The 19,029-nt window shown below is 64.2% G+C and carries 13 protein-coding genes; 6 read left to right on the top strand and 7 right to left on the bottom strand.

What is annotated here, in order from left to right:
* Nucleotides 1-18 precede the first annotated feature (18 nt).
* The 3 genes from lon to L4X63_RS00305 form a co-directional block, all read right to left on the bottom strand.
* Nucleotides 19-2,337: an endopeptidase La gene (gene lon, locus L4X63_RS00315; RefSeq protein WP_250676596.1), complete on the bottom strand. Its 2,319-nt coding sequence runs from the start codon at nucleotides 2,335-2,337 to the stop codon at nucleotides 19-21.
* Between the two features lie 118 nt (nucleotides 2,338-2,455).
* Nucleotides 2,456-4,411, bottom strand: a complete 1,956-nt coding sequence (locus L4X63_RS00310) for an ABC-F family ATP-binding cassette domain-containing protein (RefSeq protein WP_250676595.1) — start codon at nucleotides 4,409-4,411, stop codon at nucleotides 2,456-2,458.
* Nucleotides 4,412-4,684: 273 nt separating this feature from the next.
* Nucleotides 4,685-5,023 (bottom strand): YajD family HNH nuclease, encoded by a 339-nt coding sequence (locus tag L4X63_RS00305; RefSeq protein WP_284694431.1) that lies wholly within the window; start codon nucleotides 5,021-5,023, stop codon nucleotides 4,685-4,687.
* Between the two features lie 443 nt (nucleotides 5,024-5,466).
* Here L4X63_RS00305 and L4X63_RS00300 point away from each other — a divergent pair, with 443 nt between their 5' ends.
* Entirely contained in the window at nucleotides 5,467-7,923 is a 2,457-nt protein-coding gene (locus tag L4X63_RS00300; RefSeq protein WP_250676594.1) for a tetratricopeptide repeat protein, read from the top strand.
* A gap of 2 nt (nucleotides 7,924-7,925) precedes the next feature.
* Nucleotides 7,926-8,723 (top strand): LysM peptidoglycan-binding domain-containing protein, encoded by a 798-nt coding sequence (locus tag L4X63_RS00295; RefSeq protein WP_250676593.1) that lies wholly within the window; start codon nucleotides 7,926-7,928, stop codon nucleotides 8,721-8,723.
* Between the two features lie 67 nt (nucleotides 8,724-8,790).
* On the opposite strand, the gene L4X63_RS00290 is transcribed toward L4X63_RS00295, so the two are convergent.
* Nucleotides 8,791-10,458, bottom strand: coding sequence for a LysM peptidoglycan-binding domain-containing protein (locus tag L4X63_RS00290; protein ID WP_250676592.1), 1,668 nt, complete (start codon nucleotides 10,456-10,458; stop codon nucleotides 8,791-8,793).
* A 74-nt stretch (nucleotides 10,459-10,532) separates the two neighbouring features.
* Complete coding sequence (locus tag L4X63_RS00285) at nucleotides 10,533-12,287, bottom strand: hypothetical protein (RefSeq protein ID WP_250676591.1); 1,755 nt, start codon at nucleotides 12,285-12,287, stop codon at nucleotides 10,533-10,535.
* A gap of 254 nt (nucleotides 12,288-12,541) precedes the next feature.
* Here L4X63_RS00285 and L4X63_RS00280 point away from each other — a divergent pair, with 254 nt between their 5' ends.
* The gene (locus L4X63_RS00280) at nucleotides 12,542-13,054 is read left to right on the top strand and encodes a rubrerythrin (RefSeq protein WP_250676590.1); all 513 of its coding nucleotides are present in this window, start codon (nucleotides 12,542-12,544) and stop codon (nucleotides 13,052-13,054) included.
* On the opposite strand, the gene L4X63_RS00275 is transcribed toward L4X63_RS00280, so the two are convergent.
* Together L4X63_RS00275 and L4X63_RS00270 are read right to left on the bottom strand one after the other, a co-directional pair.
* A complete protein-coding gene (locus L4X63_RS00275) occupies nucleotides 13,042-13,797 on the bottom strand; it encodes an amidohydrolase family protein (RefSeq protein ID WP_250676589.1) in 756 nt (251 codons plus the stop codon). The genes L4X63_RS00280 and L4X63_RS00275 overlap by 13 nt on opposite strands.
* Nucleotides 13,798-13,819: 22 nt before the next feature.
* Entirely contained in the window at nucleotides 13,820-14,266 is a 447-nt protein-coding gene (locus tag L4X63_RS00270) for a DUF2721 domain-containing protein (RefSeq protein ID WP_250676588.1), read from the bottom strand.
* Between the two features lie 435 nt (nucleotides 14,267-14,701).
* On the opposite strand from L4X63_RS00270, the gene L4X63_RS00265 reads away from it, so the two are divergent.
* From L4X63_RS00265 to L4X63_RS00255, 3 genes are read left to right on the top strand one after another with little or no spacing between them, the layout of a single operon-like run.
* Nucleotides 14,702-17,776 carry an Rne/Rng family ribonuclease gene (locus L4X63_RS00265; RefSeq protein ID WP_250676587.1) on the top strand — a complete coding sequence of 1,025 codons (3,075 nt, stop codon included), beginning with the start codon at nucleotides 14,702-14,704 and terminating at the stop codon, nucleotides 17,774-17,776.
* Nucleotides 17,776-18,567, top strand: coding sequence for a hypothetical protein (locus L4X63_RS00260; RefSeq protein ID WP_250676586.1), 792 nt, complete (start codon nucleotides 17,776-17,778; stop codon nucleotides 18,565-18,567). The genes L4X63_RS00265 and L4X63_RS00260 overlap by 1 nt, the downstream gene beginning before the upstream one ends.
* A 53-nt stretch (nucleotides 18,568-18,620) precedes the next feature.
* The gene (locus L4X63_RS00255) at nucleotides 18,621-18,971 is read left to right on the top strand and encodes a DUF190 domain-containing protein (protein ID WP_250676585.1); all 351 of its coding nucleotides are present in this window, start codon (nucleotides 18,621-18,623) and stop codon (nucleotides 18,969-18,971) included.
* The last annotated feature ends 58 nt before the right edge of the window (nucleotides 18,972-19,029 follow it).

The raw sequence follows: 19,029 nt of genomic DNA, 5'->3' as shown, positions 1-19,029 counted from the left end.
GCCGGCTTCGCGGCGCCCCTACTGGAGCGCCTGGGCGAAGACCTCGCGCACGTCCTCGACGAAGCAGAACTCGAGCTCCTGCTTGACGTTGTCCGGGATATCATCGAGGTCCTTCTTGTTCTTGGCCGGGGCCAGCACCTTCTTCACCCCGGCGCGCCGGGCGGCCAGCACCTTCTCCTTCAGGCCGCCGATGGCAAGCACCCGGCCGGTCAGGCTCATCTCCCCGGTCATCGCCACGTCCCGGCGGGCGGGGCGCCCCGAGAAGAGGGAAACGATGGTGGTGGCCATGGTGATGCCGGCCGAGGGGCCATCTTTCGGGATAGAGCCGGCCGGGACGTGGATGTGGACGGTGGTGTTGTCGAACTCCTTCTTGTCGATCCCCAGCTCCTCGCAGTTGGCCCGCACGAAGGAGACCGCCGCCCTGGCCGATTCCTTCATCACCTCGCCAAGCGACCCGGTGAGGATCAGGTCCTCTTTTCCCTTCATCATGGTCGCCTCGACGAAGATGATGTCCCCGCCGCTCTCGGTCCAGGCGAGCCCGGTCGCCACCCCGACCCGGTCCTTCTCGCTGGCCACCTCGTCGAAGTACCGGGGCGGCCCGAGGAGCTCGGCGACGTCGTCGGGGGCGATGAGCTTGCGCGCCTCTTTCCCCTGGGAGACTTCTTTGGCGATCTTGCGGCAGATGGAGGCGATGTTCCGCTGCAGGTTCCTCACCCCAGCCTCGCGGGTGTAGTCGTGGGTGATCCGGTAGATCGCCTCGTCGTTGAACTCGGGCGGCATCTCGTTCAGCCCGTTCTCCTCGATTTCGCGCGCCACCAGGTAAGTCTTGGCGATGTTGAGCTTCTCCTCGTCGGTGTAGCCCGACAGCGAGATGACCTCCATCCGGTCCTTCAGGGGGGCCGGGATCGGGTCGAGCAGGTTCGCCGTGGTGATGAACATCACGTTGGTGAGGTCGAAGGGGACGTCGAGGTAGTGGTCGGTGAAGGAGAAGTTCTGCTCCGGATCCAGCACCTCGAGAAGGGCACTGGCGGGGTCACCGCGGAAGTCGGCGCCGATCTTGTCCACCTCGTCGAGCATGAAGACCGGGTTGTTGGAGCCCGCCCGGTTGATCTCCTGGATGATGCGGCCCGGGAGCGCCCCGATGTAGGTGCGCCTATGCCCGCGGATCTCCGCCTCGTCCCGCATACCGCCCAGCGAGATCCTGATGAACTTTCTCCCGAGTGTCCTGGCGATCGACTTCCCGAGGCTGGTCTTGCCGACTCCCGGAGGGCCGACGAAGCAGAGGATGGGCCCCTTCATCTTCTCTTTCAGGGAGCGGACGGCCAGGTACTCGAGGATCCTCTCCTTGACCTTCTTCAGGTCGTAATGGTCCTCGTTCAAGACCTTCTCGGCCTGGTTGATGTCCTTGTTGTCCGGCGTGCTGGTCTGCCAGGGGATCCCGGTCAGGTAGTCGAGGTAGGTGCGGGAGACCGTGTACTCCGGTGAGGCAGGGTTGATCCGCTCGAGCCTTTTCAGCTCCTTCTCGGCGATCTTCCGGACCTCTTCCGGCATCTTGGCGTTCTCCAGCTTGGTACGGAGCTCGTTGGCCTCTCCCTGCTTGGAATCCTCCTCGCCGAGCTCCTCCTGGATCTGCTTCATCTGCTCGCGAAGCAGGAACTCCTTCTGGCTTTTGCCGACCTTCTTGGTCACCTCGGCCTGCACCTCGCCCTTGATCTGCAGCCTCTGGACCTCGTTGGTGAGGTGCATGTAGACCTTTTTCAGGCGCTCGAGGGGATCGACGGTCTCCAGCAGGTTCTGAAGCTCGTCCACTGGAAGGTTCAGGTAGAGGGCGACCAGGTCGGAGAGGCGGGCGGGGTTGTCGATGAAGTCGATCATCTTCATGACGTCGTCCGGGAGCGGGCGGCCGTAGGAGAGGGCGATCTTCAAAAGGGCGTTGAGGCTTCCCACTAACGCCTCGGACACCATCGACTTCTCGGCGAACTCGCGGACTGGCTCGAGGCGGGAGAGCGCCACCGGGGTCTGCTGGACGATGGCGAGGACCCTGATGCGGACCACCCCTTCCAGCACGACCTTGGCCCCACCCTGCGGGAGCTTGTTGATCTGCATTACCTTGCAGAGGGTGCCGATCTCATGAAGGGCGGAGAAGAGCTCCCCTGTCGGCTCCTGCCTCAGCTTGACGAGCGCCACCAGGTTGTTGAAGAGCACCGCTTCTTCGAAGGGGGGCATGTCCTCGTGCTTGAGGAAGATGGTGAAAACCATGTACGGGAAGGCGATGATCTCGCGCAGCGGGTACAGGGGGACGATCTCGGGCATGTTGATGGTGATGTTCTCGGTCATTGGGTCTCCCATGAGAGCGGGACTGGATATTTTCCCAATACTAAGAGTAATGGAGTTGCGTCACCTGTCAACAAACGTGGTGGGGAAAATCCTAAAGTTACTATGCAATTAGGCGGGGTTAGGAGAGTGACTCCCAGGCTTGGTAGAGCTCGGAAATCTCCGTGGTGAGGAGGGCGTGTTTCTCCCCTGCTACCCGGGCGGCTTCGACGTCTTTGAAGAAGTCCGGGGCCGCCATGGCCGTTTCGAGGCCGGCCAGCTCCCCTTCCTTGGCGGAGATGTTCTTCTCGATTTCGGCAAGTTTCTTCTCCTTGGCCCGCTCCTCCTTCTGGCGCTGTTTCTCATCCTCGCGCTGCTGCTGACGGGAGGCCTTGGAGGCCATGGGGGGAAGCGGGGCGGGATCGCCGTTTCTGCGCGGCGCCTCCCCTTCCTGGGCGGGCTTGGCGAGCTGGGGTGCCTCCGGGCGGATCGCTTCGCCCTGGCCGCTCTTCTCTAGGTAGTACTCGTAATCGCCGTAGTAGTTCTCGAGCATGCCGCCGGCCACCTCGACCACCCGGGTGGCGAGGCCGTCGATGAAGTGGCGGTCGTGGGAGACGAAGACCACGGTGCCGGGGAAATTCTTGAGCGCTTCGAGGAGGACTTCCTTGCTGAAGAGGTCGAGGTGGTTGGTCGGCTCGTCCATGAGGAGGAGGTTCGAGGGGCGCAGGAGGAGCTTGGCGAGCGCGAGCCGGTTGCGCTCCCCGCCGGAGAGGACCGCCACTTTCTTGTGGATGTCGTCGCCGGAGAAGAGGAAGGCGCCCAGGATATCGCGCAGCTGCGGCACCATGTCGAAGGGGGCGTCGGCGTAGATCTCCTCGTAGGCGGTCCGGGTGGCATCGAGCTCCTGGGCCTGGTCCTGGGCGAAGTAGTCGCGGATCACGTTGTGGCCGGCCTTGACGGCCCCGCCGGTGACGTCGCCGCCTGCCAATACCCTCATGAGGGTCGATTTTCCCGCCCCGTTGTGGCCGACAAGCGCCACCCGCTCCCCGCTCTCGATCAGGAGATCCACCTGGTTCAGCACCACGTTGGAGCCGTAAGCCTTGGTGACCCCGGAGAGCTCCATCACCGTCTTGCCGCTTTTGGGCGGGGTCGGGAAGGTGAAGCGGATTCTTTTGCGCTCCGGCGGGAGGATGATCCGCTCGACCTTCTCCAGCTGTTTGATGCGGGACTGCACCAGCGACGCCTTGGTCGCCTGGTAGCGGAAGCGGGAGATGAAATCCTCCATCTTCTCGACCTCTTCGTCCTGGCGCTTCTTGGCCTCCCTCAAGGCCGAGACCCGTTCCTCGCGAAGAACGAGGTAACGGCTGTAGTTGCAGTGGTAGTCGGTGATGGCGTGGTTCCAGACCTCGGCGATGCGGGAGCAGACCTGGTCGAGGAAGAAGCGGTCGTGGGAGACCAGCATGACCGAGTAGGGGTACCCCTGCAGGTATCCCTCCAGCCAGTTGCGGGCCTCGATGTCGAGGTGGTTGGTCGGCTCGTCGAGCAAAAGGACGTTGGGCTTTTTCAAAAGGAGCTTGGCGAGCGCGATGCGCATCTGCCATCCGCCGGAGAACTCCCCGCACTCCTTCTGCCAATCGGCGGGAGAGAAGCCGAGGCCGGAGAGAACGTTCCCCACCTCGCTCTCCATGGCGTAGCCACCCTTGAGGCGGAACTCCTCCTGGAGGTGGCCGAAGCGGTCGAGCATCTGCTCGTGGCCCGGCGCGTCATGCGGCTCGAGCTCGAGCCGCGCGGTGAGCTCGGCGAGTTCCCGCTCGATGGCCTGCAGCTCGGAGAGGGCGGTCATCACCTCCTCGAAGAGGGGGCGCCCCTTGGCGACGATACCGTCCTGGGGGAGGTAGCCGACGGTGCCGCCGCGGGCGATCTGGATCTCGCCGCTCGATGCCTCCACCTCGGAGGCGATGATCCTCATCAAGGTGGATTTCCCGGCGCCGTTTTCCCCGACCAGGCCGACCCGCTCGCCTTTCTTGAGGTGCCAGCTGATATCGGTGAAGAGCGGTTTGCCCGCGAAATCTTTGGAGAGTTTTTTGAGGTGGAGCATCGTATATCGTCCTTTTCGGTAGAGCTTTTTTCACATCCACAAAGCAAATCCCCCCGTCCCCCCTTCGCAAAGGGGGGGACCTGCGGGCACCACGGAAGAGAACTATGCCGGATGGTGGGGGGACGCAGGGCGCCTTCGGATCGTCATGAGAAGAACGAGGCGGGCGGCGCCAATCGGGCATTGTAGGGGGAGGGGAGGCTTTTTGTCAAAAACTCTCTGCCGGCGCGTTCTGTCCCGGAGTAGGGTGGGCCCCCCGTCCGGCGCCGGAAGCCTTTACCGCTTCTTGTCCTTTCCGGCCAGGTAGTCGGCCAGGATGGTGCGGCTGTGCTCGTCGTCGTGACAGTACACGCAGAGATTTTCCCAATTGCTGCCGTCGGGGGGATTGTAGTTGTGGTTGCCGTCTTTGTGGTGGACGGTCAAAAGGTGCAGGTTGGCGAGCTCGAACTCCCGACCGCACTTGGCGCAGATCCAGCCGTGGATCTTCAGCGAGCGTTCCCGGTAGTTCTCCGGCCGGGTCTGCTCGCCTCTCATCTTGCGGACGATCTCGTCGATCTCTTCGGCGCTCTTTGGTGGCACCGTTTTGGGGCCGCGGGGACGGTACGAGGGCGACATGGTTTCCTCCTTGAATCGATACCGGGTGGCAACGTGGCGATGGTAGCCAAGAAGGGGAGTGGTGTCAATACGGCGGCCGTCTCTTCGGCGGCCGCAAGCTCAATGGAAAACCTGCCTCTCAATCAACCCTCGGTTGGTGCCTGTCAGGGGGTCGATGTGCCGCGTTTAATCTCTCTTCGGCGCCGTCGAAGAAGCGGCTAAAGTCCTGTGATTCACGGCCCTTTGAGTATAAAACACGGGCCCATTCTGCGTTGACAACGCTTGTCTATAATGATACTTTCCGTCACGTTACTCATCATATATCTACTCCGCTCGGAAAGGTTCTTCACGTGCATGTATATAAAGTTTTCCGTGCTTCAGTCCTGAAATTTCTCGCCGTCCTTCTGCTTATAGCAGTCCTCGTTCCAGCACCTGCCTTTTCTCTCGATTCCGAAGACTCGAAGATGTTCATCACCGGGTTCAACGCCTATCAGAGGAAGGATTATAAGAGTGCGGTCCAGACGATGTCGTCGCTGCTCAAGAAGTATCCCGAAACGCCTCTCAAGGACATGGCGATCTTCTGGCTGGCACGGGCGAACTACCGGGCCGGCAACAAGAACGAGGCCGCCAAGTACATGGCGCAGTTCTTCCGCGACTATCCCGACAACCCGCTGAAGGGAACCGTGGAGGAGGAACTGGTTCAACTCGCCGAGAATTACGGGGCGGGGCAGAAGCCGGCGGCCGGGGCCGCGGTGGCGCAGAAGGCCCCCGCCGAGACGGTTGCCTCGGAAAAGGTGGTGCCGGAGCAGGCCGGGGCCGAAGAGTCCGCCGCTACGGAGAAGGCCGCCGCCGACAAGCTGGCCGCCGAGAAACTGGCCGCCGAGAAACTGGCCGCCGAGAAGCTGGCCGCCGACAAAGCCGCGGCTGAAAGAGCCGCTACCGCCAAGGCCGCCGCCGAGAAGGCCGAGGCTGATCGCCTGGCCGCCGAGAAAGCCGCCGCCGAGAAGATGGCTGCCGAGCGCGCTGCCGCTGAACGGATGGCTGCCGAGAAGTCCGCCCAAGACAAAGCCGCCGCCGAAAAGGCCGCGGCGGAGAAAGCTGCCGCCGAGCGGGTCGCCCAGGAGAAGGCCTCCGCCGAAAGGGCTGCCGCCGAGAAGGCCGCTGCCGACCGCGCCGCTGCCGAGCGGCTGGCGGCGGAAAAGGCTGCCGCCGAGAAGCTGGCTGCCGAAAAGGCACTGGCCGAGAAAGCCGCCGCGGACAAGGCCGCTGCCGAGAAGGCTGCCGCGGAACGAGGCGCCGAGCAGGAGAAGATCGCCATGCGTAACAAGGCGATCGACGCCTACAAGGGTGTGGTCGACAAATTCCCCGGCAGTGCGGCGGCCGCCAATGCCACCGCCAAGCTCCGCCAGCTCGGGATCGAGTACCCGGCTCCCAAGCAGATGGCCGCCACCCGGCCCGCCGAGACCTCCCAGGTCTTCAACCTCGAGGTCGCCCAGTACGCCAACCTCGACGTCCGCGTAGGTCCGGTTCCGGAGACCGAGGAAGCCGGCAAGCAGTTCATCATCCCCATCGACGTCGTCAACACCGGCAACGGCAACGACAGCTTCTACCTCGAGTCCGGTTTCCCCCGCGATTTCGATTTCCATTTCGCCGCACCGGGCACCCCGGACATCCCGATCAACACCACCCCGACCCTGGCCAACGGCGAGAAGTTCAGGATGGTGGCGGTGGGGACCATTCCGCGCTCCAACATCGACGGGCAGCGGAACACCTACCCGATCAAGATCGTCTCCTCCTTCGCCCACGAGGCTTCCCAGTCGCGCGAGATCGAGCTGGCCACCTCGGCACCGCTGCTTCGCGCGGTGGTGAAGACCGACAAGCCTAAACTGGTCCCCGGCGAAAAGGTCTCTTACCGTATCTCGCTTCTGAACATCGGTACCGCCCCGGCCCGCGGGGTGACCATGAGGGTCAACTACCCGCCGCAGTACGAGCCGGTCGGGGCCGTCGCCTCCGGATTCAAGCAGGAGAGCAAGGCGGCCCTGGTGCTCGACAGCGTCCAGCTGAAGAGCGGCGAGAGCAAGGACTTCAACCTCGCCTTCCAGCTTAAGGACGAGGCGCTGGCCGACCAGGAGCTCTTCCTGCGGGCCGATGTCATCAACAACGACCTCGAGAAGAGGGATTCCTTCGTCTCGGCCACCTCCGTGGTGCAGAAGGTGAGCGGAGTGGCGGTGAGGACGACCGCCGGCAAGCTGGTGGTCATCCCCGGCCAGGTGGTTGCCGTTCCCCTCATCGTCACCAACACCGGCAACTCGCGCGAGGTCTTCGCCATCAAGGCGAACGTCGGCGGAGGCGCCACCTACACCTTCTTCGATGACCTGAACCGCGACGGTAAGCGCCAGGCCAACGAACCGATCATCAACCATGTCGGGCCGCTCTCTCCCAAGGAAGAGGCCTACGTGGTGCTGGAGATCGCCACCCCGGCCTCCGCCAACGACGGGCAGGTGGCCAGCGCCTCGGTATCCTTCGAGCCGGAGAACGCTCCCGAGCGGGTCGCCTCCACCGACGTCCAGCTCACCTTCTCGCGGCCGATTCTCGAGCTCTCCATGGCCGCCAAGGGTGGCCGCCTCAAGCCGGGCGAGGTCTCGTCGCTCGACCTCAACTGCGTGAACCGCGGCACCAACATGGCCAAGCAGGTCACCCTGGAGAGCGTGCTCCCCAACCAGCTCGAGCTGGTGGCCGCCGATCCTGCCTTCACCCGCGCCGACAACGGCGTCTACTCCTGGCGCTTCGATGAGCTCGGCGCCGGCGAGACCCGCAGCATCAAGGTCACCTACCGCGTGAAGCCCGGAACCGCCGTGGGAACCAACATGCAGCTCAAGAACCTGTTAAACTACCAGGATCAAATCGGCAACAGGTACTGATCATGAAGAAGGCGGCCCTGCTCACCACTTCGCTTTTGGCGGTACTGATGGTTCCTTCCCTCTCCGTGGGGGAGGAGTTCCTCCTCTATTTGCCCAAGCCTGCCAGCGGTGAAAAGGCCCCCGCCAACCCCTCCGAAGGGGTGCTGGTCCGCAAGGTCACGGTCAAGCCGGGAGACACGCTGAAAAAGATCTCTCGCAGGCACACCGGCGTGGCGAGTTGGTTTCCGCAGGTGCTGGTCTTCAACACCATCAAGAATCCCGACCTGATCCATCCGGGCGACGAGCTGCTGGTGCCGGTCAAGAAGGGGAGCGAGGCGGGGGAGAGTTCCGCCAAAGGGAAAAAGCACCCGGCCGCCAAAAGTAAAAAAGCCCGCCATCACCGCCTGAAGCGGGTAAGGGCGGGCCAGGTCGAGGCTCCTAAGGGTGAGAAGGCGGCCGAGGAAGGTTCGGGCAAGCAGGTGAACAAGCCCGCCGGAAGCGAGGCCGTGGCCCCGCCGGTTGCGCCGAAGCAGGAGGCCGCCTCGGCCCCCCAGCCGGGTGTGCCGGCGAAGAGTTCGATTAACGGCAAAAAGTCCAAGTCCGCCAGAAGTTCCAAGTCCAATGGCACCAAAGGGACCGCGGCCTCCCCGGCTGCCGAGCAGGATGCCTACCAGCAGGCCAAACGCGCCTATCTGAAAGGAGAGTACCGGCAATCGCTGGCTCTCTTCGACACCTTCCTGAAGAAGTTCCCGAATTCGCCGCTCGCCTCCGACGCATCTCTCTACCGCGCCGACTGCTACCTCCGCCTCTCCTCCCCCTAGTTCCTATCCTTTTAATACCTCGCAGAGAGAGGGGTGGCCGAAGGCCGGGTGAGGGAGGTTTTCCCCTCTACCGCGTCTGCATCCGGTACCCATTCGCCTCCGCCAGTTCCTGCACCAGCGGATCCACCTTCTTGTCCGTAATAAAGACGGTCCGGCCGTTTTCCCCCTCCCGCACCATGGTTCCCGCGAGCTTCACCCCGTATCCCACATCCCTGAGCGACCAGAGGTCCTGCTCCCGGTAGCGCGCCGGGATCTGCATCCGGGAGAGCATCCGGTCGGCCACCTGGGCCAGGTCATCCCCCTTCTGAAGCACGATGACCTTGTACCCTTTGGTCTCCAGGAGCCGGACCAGGGTGTACATCACCGGATCGTCCCTGAAGAGCGCCACCACGTACCGCTGCCCCCGGATTTCGAAGTAGCGGTCCACCGGCACCTCCAGGCGGATGCCGAGGTTGTCCCCGGCGTACAGGTCGAGGTTCAGCTCACCCTGGGGGCGGATGGAAAGCGCGTCCAAGACCGCATCGCACAGTGCCGTCGGTTCCTTCTCGCTCACCTGGTAGAGGACCTTCGGCTCGCCCTGCTTCCCTTCCACGTGATAGCGGTTGGCCTCGATAAGGTTGAACCCGCTCCCCGCCAGCATTTTCACCAGACCCTCCGGGACGGCGGGACGGTTGTTGTCGACGTTCAAGAGGGTGATGTCCTGCTTGGCGAGGCTCTCCGGGGTCTTCTCGATCTTGAAGTCGGCCCGCACGGTGATCTTGGGATCCGCTCCCAGGTAGACCTGGAAATCCTCCTCGAAAGAGTAGAAGTGGGAGGCGTCCAGGAGCGAGCGGTAGAAGCGGCGGGTGTTGTCGGGATCCTCGTTGACGATCCGCAGCTTCGGGTTCTTCTCCAAGATGAGCGACTTGACCAGCGGAGGAAGGCTCCCGTTGGCGTCCACCAGGATACTCCCGCCGTCCTGGGCGGGAAGGAGCGGGTAGCGGTCGGGATCGAGCGACAGCGAAAAAGTGCTGGAGAGATAGCCGTAGCGGTCGTTCGGTGCAGCCGGGGCGGTCACCAGCCGTCCCCAGACCTCGCGGGCATCCGGGAGCGCCTGCGAGAGCCGCAGCGGCAGCAAGGGGGCACCCGGCGAGGTGGAGCCGGCGGCAACGCTGGGGCTCACTGGCACGCCCGGCGTCTCTTCCTGGTAGGCGGCTTCCACCCTGCGTGACACGGTCTTGCTCCGGCGGGCGGGGGAGGCAACGTGCCGGGCGGCGGTCCGGCGGTGGCTTCCGGCCATCCCGGCCGGGAGGAGGATGGTGGAGCCGACCTGGAGGCCGCGCACGTTGGAGAGATGGTTCAGCTGCCTGGTTTCCCGTACCAGGCGATCCGCCCGGTCGCCGGTGACGCCGTACTCGCGGGCCAAAATCCGGTATAGCTGGTCCCCCGGTTTCACCGTGTAACGCACGGTCTCCCGGCTCCCCTCATGCTTCTCCGAAGCGCGCGATGTCCCGGCGTGGGATGTCCCGGCGTGGGATGTTGCGGCGCGCGATGGCGCGGACGGGGAGGGCGCAGCTGAGGAAGCGGGGGCGTGCGATGGTCCGGCGGGTGCAGAAGCGGCCGGTGCCTTCCTGGTCAGCTGCTGGGGAGCGATCTCGAACTTGGCGTCGAGGGCCCGGGCCGACAGGGGGAGCCCCGCCACGAGGAGCGTGGCCAGGAGAAGATGACGGTATCCGGCGGGAAACGCGAGCTGCATGTATTCTCCGATTTGCCGCCACCAATCCGCCAATAAAGGGCCAATTGGTCGAGGCAGTGAAAATTGCTGTTGGACTAGCGCGGCGGATTCTGCCCCGCGGCTGGCGCGGGCGCGGCCGCCGGGAGCGAGAGGACGAAGCCGCGGATGTCGCCTTCGGGGACGCTGCGGTAGATGGCGAATTCGGTGCCGTTGGCCAGCAAGCCGCCTCCCACCTCGAAGCCGCCTTGCAGGCGGACGTTACTGGCGGCAGGGAGCTCGAGACCGGTGGCGATGCGGGCCCAGGTTTTCACCAGCGGCACCGTGATGGTCCCCTGCTCCTTGGCGACTATCTGGATGGCCCTGATCGCCCCCTGCTCGCGGAACACGAGGTATTCGAGACCGTCGGCCTGATAGCGTTCCCATCCGGGGTGGGTGGCGCCGTAACGGGCATCGGCGGCTTCCTTCGGGATGAAGGCCGGGAGTCCCGGCGGGGCGGCCGGGGCCGGAGCCGTGGCCGCCGGACGGGGCTGCGTCATGGCCGGTTGGTCTGGCGCCGGGTGGCCCGGCCCGCCGCTTTTGCCGATGTGCAGGCGCGGCCAGAGGTAGGCAGCGGCCAGGACGAGGCAGACCACCACGGCACCCGCCAGCGCGACGGTGGCGCTCGAGACGGCCGTCCTGCGGCCGGATGCGCTCTGGTCGATCTTAAGCGAACCGGCGTCGAACTCGTCGGGGGGAGCCTGGAAGAGGCTGTCGTCGATCTTGTCGGGAGCCGTGGGGGCGGCCGGCTTTCTGACCCCTTGGGCGTGCTGCTCTGCCGGGGTGGTGACCTTTCCGCGCGATGCCGGCTTCGGATCCCTTTGGCCGGAGCCGTTTCCCTGCGAGCGCCTTGGCTCCTCCTCGGGAAGGGGCGGCTGATCGTTCCCCTCTTCGGAGATGTTCCCGAACAGCCGGTCGGCACGCTCGCGTTCGACCCGGTCGTAGGTCGGGATGATCGGTGGTGAATAGCGCAGTTTCGGGGGAAGCTCCTCCATGTCGGGGAGGAGCTCCTCCGCCAGGAGATCGGACGGGACCGGAGGCTCTGCCGCCGCTTCCGGTTCGGCAGCTTCCGCGGCGGAAGGCTCTTCTCCCGGTACCGGAGTCGTCCAGTGGTCCTCCTCGATGGGAGGCGGAGGGGAGGGCGGGATCGCGGGGGCGGCCGCGGCCGGCGGAAACAGCTCGGCCGGGAGCGGGTCCACTACCGGCAGGGGAAGGTCCTCCCAGTCGTCGGAGGAGCTCCCGGTGGGGAGGTCGTAGATTGGCAGCCCGAACTCGTCGGTGGTCATCCGCATGCCGAGCTCCTCGCCGGGAGGAGGTCCGGAAGGGGCGATTTCGCTCTGGTCGGGGACCGGCTGGGGGCTCACTCCGGCCTCGGCGGCGAAATCCCAGTTGTTGACCTCCTCGCTGGCGGCGGTGGTGGTGTAGGTCCAGAATTCCTCGATCTTGTCCTCGGGCAGGGTGATTTCCACCTCGTCGGCCAAGTCGGAAGAGGGAGGCTCCTCCGCCGCGGCGGCAGGCTCGTTCCCCGGCTCTGCCGCCATCTCCCGGAGCTTCAAGACCAGGTCGTCGAAGGAAACGCGGAGATCTATCACCTCTTCGAAGGTGTCACCCAAGGGGCGGGAGCCGTCGTCGGAGAGGAGGACCAGCCGTGCGGGACTTCCGCCGAGCAGCATCTTCACCTGCCGCGCCGCCTTGTCGCAAGGAATCCCACCGACGGTCCCCTGGAAAAGGATCAGGTCGGGACGGTCGTCGAAGATGCGCCTGATCCCGGCAGAGAGATCGTTCTCTACGGCGAGCGGCTGATCTATCAGCAATTGCAGGTTCTCGGCGAGAGATGCAATGTACTGAGAGTCTGTTATGAATAAAATTCCCGGCATCGAGTAATATTAAATATTTCTGTTGATAAAGAAAGGCAGAGTGAGTACTGTATCTGGCATAGGGTCGGACGGCTTTTTCTACTATGACTGAATTTTTCTGAAAATCAATCAATCTTGCATAAAAGTCAATATAAAATATACTGTTAGGCAGTACCAGAACCATGATCGGTTATTTGCGGGGGAGCAGGTAAATGGATCAAGATAGCGGCAGCACTGGTATAGGGCTTGGCGGCAGCGATGTGCTGGAGGTATGTGAGGCGGTCGAGTTGCGGTGTGCCGAGCTCTACCATTATTTCGCTGAGTTATTCAAAGAGAAGCGGGAGTCCTCCCATCTCTGGATCAAGGTGGCCATGGAGGAGGAGAACCAGGCGAGGCTTTTCGCCCTGCTCTTCAAACTCCGGCGAAGCAACATCATCGTTTCGGTGGGGATCGAACTGGTCGAGGCGGAGGTGGCTCTTATCTACGTCCTGTCGGTGATGGAGAAGGCGATGGCCAATCCTCCCACCCTGGAGGAGGCCACCCTCATCGCGCTCGACCTGAAGTCCAAGTTGAACCGTTTCATGCCGGAACACAGCATCGTCTTCGCCGACAGTTCCTACGAAAAATCTTTCCGCAACGTCAACACGCCGGTGGATGAGCTGCGGGAGGCCTTCGAGCGGTTGTCGCTGCCGCCGGGGAGAAGGCCCGCCAATCACGGCCGGTAGAAAGCCACCGCGTTGTCGTAGAGCGCTTTTCTCCCCTGTTCTTCGCCCAGGGCATCGAGCACGAGGGTGAGATCCTCGTCCCGGTAGGGGCGGGGCGCCCGGGTGGAGGGGCGGTCGGTGCCAAACATGAGCGCGGCGGGATTGGCCGCGCAGATCTCCTTCAGGGCACTCTTGACGTCGAAGTCCACCCGGCCGAACCCGGTCGCCTTCACCCGTACCCCGCGCTCCACCAGCCACAGCAGCGTCCCGAATCCCTCTTTGGCCAGTCCGAGGTGGTCGATGCTCACCGCCGGCAGGCCCGCCAGCGTCTCCTTCAGGTCCCCCAGGTCGCGGGAGTCGACGTAGAGCTCGACGTGCCAGCCGGCCAGTTCGTGGACGCGGCGGGCCATCTGCTCCAGGTGTTCCACCCCCTCCGATCCTCCCCGCTTCAGGTTGAACCGGACCGCACGCACCCCCGCCTTGTCGAGACGAAGCAGCTCGCCGTCGCTCACGGTGGCGGGAAGCTGGGTCACCCCCACGAAGCCGGGGCCGAGCTTCCCCAGCGCATCCACCAGGTACTCCTGGTCCAGGGCCTGGAACGATCCCGATACCACCGCTCCCCCCTTGAGGTTGAAGGAGGAGGTGCGGGCGAGGTACTGCTCGCAGGTGAAATCGTCCGGCAGGTACCCCTGGTTGGGGGTCAGCGGAAAACGGCGGTCGATGATATGGAAGTGGCTGTCGAAAACGGGGAGGAGCTGTCTCATCGGATTCTCCTAACGTCGGGCGCTAGCGGTTGGGGCCGATCTTGAGGCTCGCCTTGGCGACGAAGACCTCCCTAAGGAAATGGATCAGCCCGGTGACCAGCACCAGCATGGCCAGGATGAACAGCAGGGCGACCGGCTGGGACATGTCGTAGCGGAGATAGTCGCCCAGAAAGAGAAGCGCGATGACGGTGCAGACCATGACGGCGGTGGAGGTGCAGAGGAAGATGGCGCGGCCGATCAGGTCGGCGCGGCGCCGGAGGGTGGCCAGGGAATCGTGCAGCTTGGCGATGTCTTCGGGGCGGGCGGCCTCGAGTTTTCCCTCGTAGTGGCGGGCCCGGTCGATGATCCTGGCCAGCCGGTTGATCATCACCCCCAGCATGGTCCCCACGGCGGTCAGCAGAAAGACCGGCGCGACCGAGAGTTGGATGACATGGGCGACCGCGCCAACGTTCTGAAAGTCTCGTACCATCGGGGCTCCAGAAAAACGAGGATGAAAGCATATCCCTTGCCAGCGGGAGAAGTTAGGGCAAAATAACATGAAAGTCGGCTTCGTCAAAACTTAATTATTAGAAGGCACGGTGAGGTGCTGTCATTGGTGCGGTCGCGGGCGGCGGGGAGGATGACGCCGGATTTTTCGATCCCCTCATGGCGTTAATGATAATTTCTCCCGGCCTCCGGAAGGTGCGAAGTTGGGAAATCCCGCTGAACCTCTGTGTTTTTTATGTGCGGGGACGAATTCTTCTGTTATAATCCCAGGGTTTTTCATTAACATTGCCGCCCACTAATGGGCTTGCAAATAGAGAATGACGGCACCCTTGGGGGGCGCCGATACCAAACTGGAGCGCAGAACGCCGGAAGACCATCCGGTGCCGCGCCGGCCAAAAGGAAAGGAAACAACTAATTTATGTCAAAAAAAATGCTGATCAATGCGCTGCACGCCGAAGAAGCGCGGGTGGCGATCGTTGAGGACGGGAGGCTGGTCGATCTCGACGTGGAGATCGCCGGGAGCGAGCAGATCCGCGGCAACATCTACCGGGGCGTCGTGGTCCGCGTGGAGCCGGGGCTGCAGGCCGCCTTTGTCGACGTGGGGCTCAAGAAGCTCGGCTTTCTGCAGATGGGCGAGATCCACCCCGAGAACTACAAGTGGCGCGACGACATCGCCGAGGACCAGCGGCACCGCCGTCCCCGCATCCAGGAGATCCTGAGGCGGGGGCAGGAGCTGATCGTCCAGGTCGAGAAGGGGGAGCGCGACAACAAGGGGAGCGCCCTTACCAGCTACGTCTCGCTGCCGGGGCGCTACATGGTGCTCATGCCGGGAAGCGATTCCTCCGGGATCTCCCGCAAGGTAGAGAGCGAGTCGGAAAGGAAGAAGCTCAAGGAAATCATCTCCGAGATGGCCATCCCCGAGGGGTACGGCTACATCATCCGGACCGAGGCGATGGGGAGGACCAGGGAGGAGCTCCAGAAGGACCTCGACTCGCTGGTCGCCCTGTACGAGGATGTCCGGGAGAAAGGGCTTTCCGGCAAGGGGGCGGGACTCATCTACCAGGAGTCGGCGCTCTTCATAAGGACCATCCGCGACTACTTCTCCTCCGACATCGACGAGGTCCTGGTCGACAGCAAGGACGTCTTCAAGGACGTGCGCGACTGCCTCAAAGAGATCGATCCCCAGTTCGAGAAGCTCGTCAAACTGCACCAGGAGAAGCGTCCCATCTTCTCCCGCTACCAGCTGGAAGAGCAGATCGACCTCATCTACGAGAAGAAGGTTCCCCTCAAATCCGGCGGCTCCATCTTCATCGAGCCGACCGAGGCGCTCGTTTCCATCGACGTCAACTCCGGCAAGTCGACCGGCGAGAAGGGGGTGGAAGACACCGCCTTCAAGACCAACCTCGAGGCCGCCGAGGAGGCCGCCCGGCAGCTCAGGCTGCGCGACCTGGGCGGGCTCATCGTCATCGACTTCATCGACATGCGGGAGAGAAAGCACAACATCGAGGTGGAGAAGACCCTCAAGTCCGCGCTCAAGGCCGACAAGGCGCGGGTCAACGTCTCCCGCATCTCGGAGTTCGGCCTGCTCGAGATGTCCCGCCAGAGGATCCGCCAGAACATCCACCAGGCTTCCACCCTGGAGTGCCCGCACTGCGACGGGCGCGGCAAGGTGAAGTCGGTGGAGGCGATGGCGCTCTCCTTCCTGAGAAAGGTCCATGCGGCAGCGGCCAAGGGGACGGTGGCCGAGGTCCTCGGAAGCCTCCCGCTGGAGGTCGCCTACTACCTCTTGAACCGTAAGCGGCAAGAGCTCTCCCGGATCGAAAGCGACTACGACATCGAGGTCACGGTCAAGGGTAAACCTTCCTACCTCCTCAACCAGATGGACCTCGAGCTCATCAAGCGCGAGAAGATCTCCCTGGAGGAGGCTCCCCAGGAGAAGCCGGCCGCCAAGGCGGTCAAGGCGGTCAAGGAGGAGGGGGCCGTCCAGGAGGGCGCTCCGGCCGATGGCCGCAAGAAGAAGAAAAAGAAAGGGAAAGGGGCGGCCGAAGCCGAGGCTGTCGTCGAGTCAGTCACCGAGGCGGTGCCTGCCGCGGCTGCCGCCCACGCCGAGGGGGAAGAGGCGCCCGAGCAGGTGCCGGTCGCCCTGGCGGTGGAACCGGATGGTGCCGAGCACGTCCTCACCGAAGGGGAACACGAGGAGCACAAGAAGAAGCGCCGCCGGAAGCGGAAGCGGGGCAAGGGTGGGGGCGCCGAAGCGCAGGCCAACGAACAGGCCGAGGTGGCCATCGACCTCCCCGAAGCGCCTGCCGGACTGTTCCCGGCCGAGGTGGCTCCCGAAGGAGAGACCGCCGAAGCGGCCGAACATCCGGAGCAGGGCGAGGAGCACAAGAAGAAGCGCCGGCGCCGGAGACGGCGGGGCAAAGGTGGCGCCCATGAGGCCGCTGCCGAGACCGGTGGCGAGGCCACCGAAGAGATAGCTGGCGAAGAGGCACCCTCCGGGGGGGCCCACGAAGCTGCCGCCGAAGGTGGCCCCGAAGCTGCCGCGGCACCCAAGAAGGCGAAAACCCGCCGCTCCAAGAAGAAGCCCGCCGAGGGCGCCGCGGTCACCCCGGAAGTTGTTGAGGCCACCGGGGAAGCCGCGACCGCTATCCAGGAAGTTCCGGCCGCCGCCGTCTCCGGGGTGGTCGATGCCTCCGTGATGGAGGAGGCTGCCGGCGAGGAGCCCCGCCAGGAAGGGAAGGGGCGCCGCTCCCGCGGGAAGCGCGGTGGCAAAGCTGCCAAGGAAGTGGCCGTTGCCGAACCTGCCGTCCAGGAGATGGCCGGTGGGATGGCTCCCGAGGCGGTCCATGAGGTTGTGGTGCAGGAGGCAGCGAACGCTGCCGCTTCGCAGGCTCCTGCCGCCAAGCCGGCCCGCAAGAGGGGTGGAAAGGGGACCAAGGCCAAGGAGGGGAGCGAGCCTGCCGCCGCCGTCGCATCGGCAGCCGAGTCCGAGCCCGCCGCGGCCAAAGCGGAAGGCGCCGCGAAGAAGGCGAAGCCGGGCACCATCAAAGCGGAGCCCGCCGCGGCCAACACCGAGGCGGCACCCGCCGCCGGAGCGGGCGAGGGGGGGGCTGTTCCCACCAAAGCGGCCGGGAAAGCCAAGGGCAGGGCTCCTAAAGCCGCTGCCAAGGCGCCGGTGACTGCTGCTCCCAAGGCGGAGGTCGAGGCCGGGAAGGGCGAAGCTGAAGCGGCGCCCAAAGCGAAAGCGGGATCGAAGCGGGCCACGAAGTCCCCCGCCAAGGCCCAGCCGGAGCCGGAAACCAAGGCCGAACCGCAATCCGAGGCGAAGGGGGAGGCGAAAGCCAAGCCTGCCAAGGGGGCCAAGGCCGCCGGTAAGGCGAAAAAGGAGACCGCTTCCGCTGCCAAGGCGGGCGAAGCTGCCCCGGCGCCGGAGGGCGAGCCCGTCAAAAAGCCCCGCTCGCCGCGCAAGAAAAAGGGAGAAAGCCAGGAGTAATGGGATTAGGCAAGACGATCACGCCGCTCCTGGCCGCCGCGGTGATGTCGATGTGCGGTGCGGGGGCTGCGTCCGCCGCCTCATTCGAAGAAGTCACCCCCTACCTTTCGGCGCTGCACCACTACTGGGACGAGTACTACGGCGGACGGACCAGGCTCAAGGAGAGCGGGGCCATCTTCGCCCTCGGAGTGGTAGGGACGGTGGCCACCGAGACACCGGTGCTGTTCCGGGGGAGGAGCGAGATCTTCGGGGGCGACGTCGATTACGACGGCGAGACCCAGGGGCTCACCCCCGTCCCCGCCAAGACCGACGTGGTCTACCTTGGCGTTCGTGAAGAGCTGGACCTCGCCTACCGTATCCGGCTCTCCCGGGTGACGGTGGAGCCCTTCGGGGGGCTCGGCTACCGTTTTTGGCTGCGGGACCTGCAGGACACCATGACCCAGGCGGGGGCCGCTCACGGCTACACGGAGGCGTGGCAAAGCTGGTATTGGCTGGCGGGGCTCCGTTCCCGTTATCCCCTGGCCGAGCGGACCACCCTGGAGCTGGAGGGGGGGGCCAAATATCCCTTCTACGTCAGCAACACCGTCAACTCCGCCACCGTCCGGCCCCAGGGAGAGTGGAGCGCCTTCGCGGAAGGCGGAGTAACCGTCGGGAACCTGAAAGTAAGCCTCAGTTACCAGGGATTTCGCTTCACCCAGTCCCCCCTCGAGCTCTCCGGAGCAAATTACATCTATCAGCCCGACTCCTCCTCCGACATCTGGGGGGTGAACGTCGGGTGGAAGTTCCAGTAGCCCGGCGGCTGGCAACGCACCCCCGGCACCTTACCACCCATAGGGAGTGAGCTATGTCTGATCACGCAGAGGCCGAGGAACTGACCCTGATCAGGGTCTTCATTGGAGAGGGAGACCGCCTCCGGCACATCCCGCTCTACGAGGCACTGGTCGAAATGCTTCGCAAAGAGGGATTCGCCGGCGCCACCGTCCTGCGCGGGATCGCCGGATTCGGCCCCCGCGGCGGTATCCACTCCGAACGGCTGTTGCGCCTCTCCTCGGATCTTCCGGTGGTGGTCGAGGTCATCGACGAGCCCGCCAAGTGCGAAGCGGTCATCCCCAAGATCGAGGAGATGCTCGACGGGGGACTCATCACCACCGAGAGCATCACCGTCCGCCGTTACGCAAGGAAATCGGCCCCTTGAAAGGAAAACCTCATCTGCTAAACTTCGATAAGCTCATGAGCGCCCGACGCTCATGAAA

The sequence above is a fragment of the Geomonas sp. Red32 genome (genome assembly GCF_023652955.1).
GTDB lineage: Bacteria > Desulfobacterota > Desulfuromonadia > Geobacterales > Geobacteraceae > Geomonas.
The sequence above is the reverse complement of the archived record's forward strand: the minus strand, read 5'-3'. Positions and strand labels throughout refer to the sequence as shown.

Coding starts and splice junctions, on each gene's coding strand:
- L4X63_RS00305 (WP_284694431.1), bottom strand. CDS start 5,023: ATGTCGCCCTCGTACCGTCCCCGCGGCCCCAAAACGGTGCCACCAAAG.
- L4X63_RS00300 (WP_250676594.1), top strand. CDS start 5,467: ATGTTCATCACCGGGTTCAACGCCTATCAGAGGAAGGATTATAAGAGT.
- L4X63_RS00280 (WP_250676590.1), top strand. CDS start 12,542: ATGGATCAAGATAGCGGCAGCACTGGTATAGGGCTTGGCGGCAGCGAT.
- L4X63_RS00310 (WP_250676595.1), bottom strand. CDS start 4,411: ATGCTCCACCTCAAAAAACTCTCCAAAGATTTCGCGGGCAAACCGCTC.
- L4X63_RS00295 (WP_250676593.1), top strand. CDS start 7,926: ATGAAGAAGGCGGCCCTGCTCACCACTTCGCTTTTGGCGGTACTGATG.
- L4X63_RS00255 (WP_250676585.1), top strand. CDS start 18,621: ATGTCTGATCACGCAGAGGCCGAGGAACTGACCCTGATCAGGGTCTTC.
- L4X63_RS00290 (WP_250676592.1), bottom strand. CDS start 10,458: ATGCAGCTCGCGTTTCCCGCCGGATACCGTCATCTTCTCCTGGCCACG.
- L4X63_RS00260 (WP_250676586.1), top strand. CDS start 17,776: ATGGGATTAGGCAAGACGATCACGCCGCTCCTGGCCGCCGCGGTGATG.
- L4X63_RS00275 (WP_250676589.1), bottom strand. CDS start 13,797: ATGAGACAGCTCCTCCCCGTTTTCGACAGCCACTTCCATATCATCGAC.
- lon (WP_250676596.1), bottom strand. CDS start 2,337: ATGACCGAGAACATCACCATCAACATGCCCGAGATCGTCCCCCTGTAC.
- L4X63_RS00265 (WP_250676587.1), top strand. CDS start 14,702: ATGTCAAAAAAAATGCTGATCAATGCGCTGCACGCCGAAGAAGCGCGG.
- L4X63_RS00270 (WP_250676588.1), bottom strand. CDS start 14,266: ATGGTACGAGACTTTCAGAACGTTGGCGCGGTCGCCCATGTCATCCAA.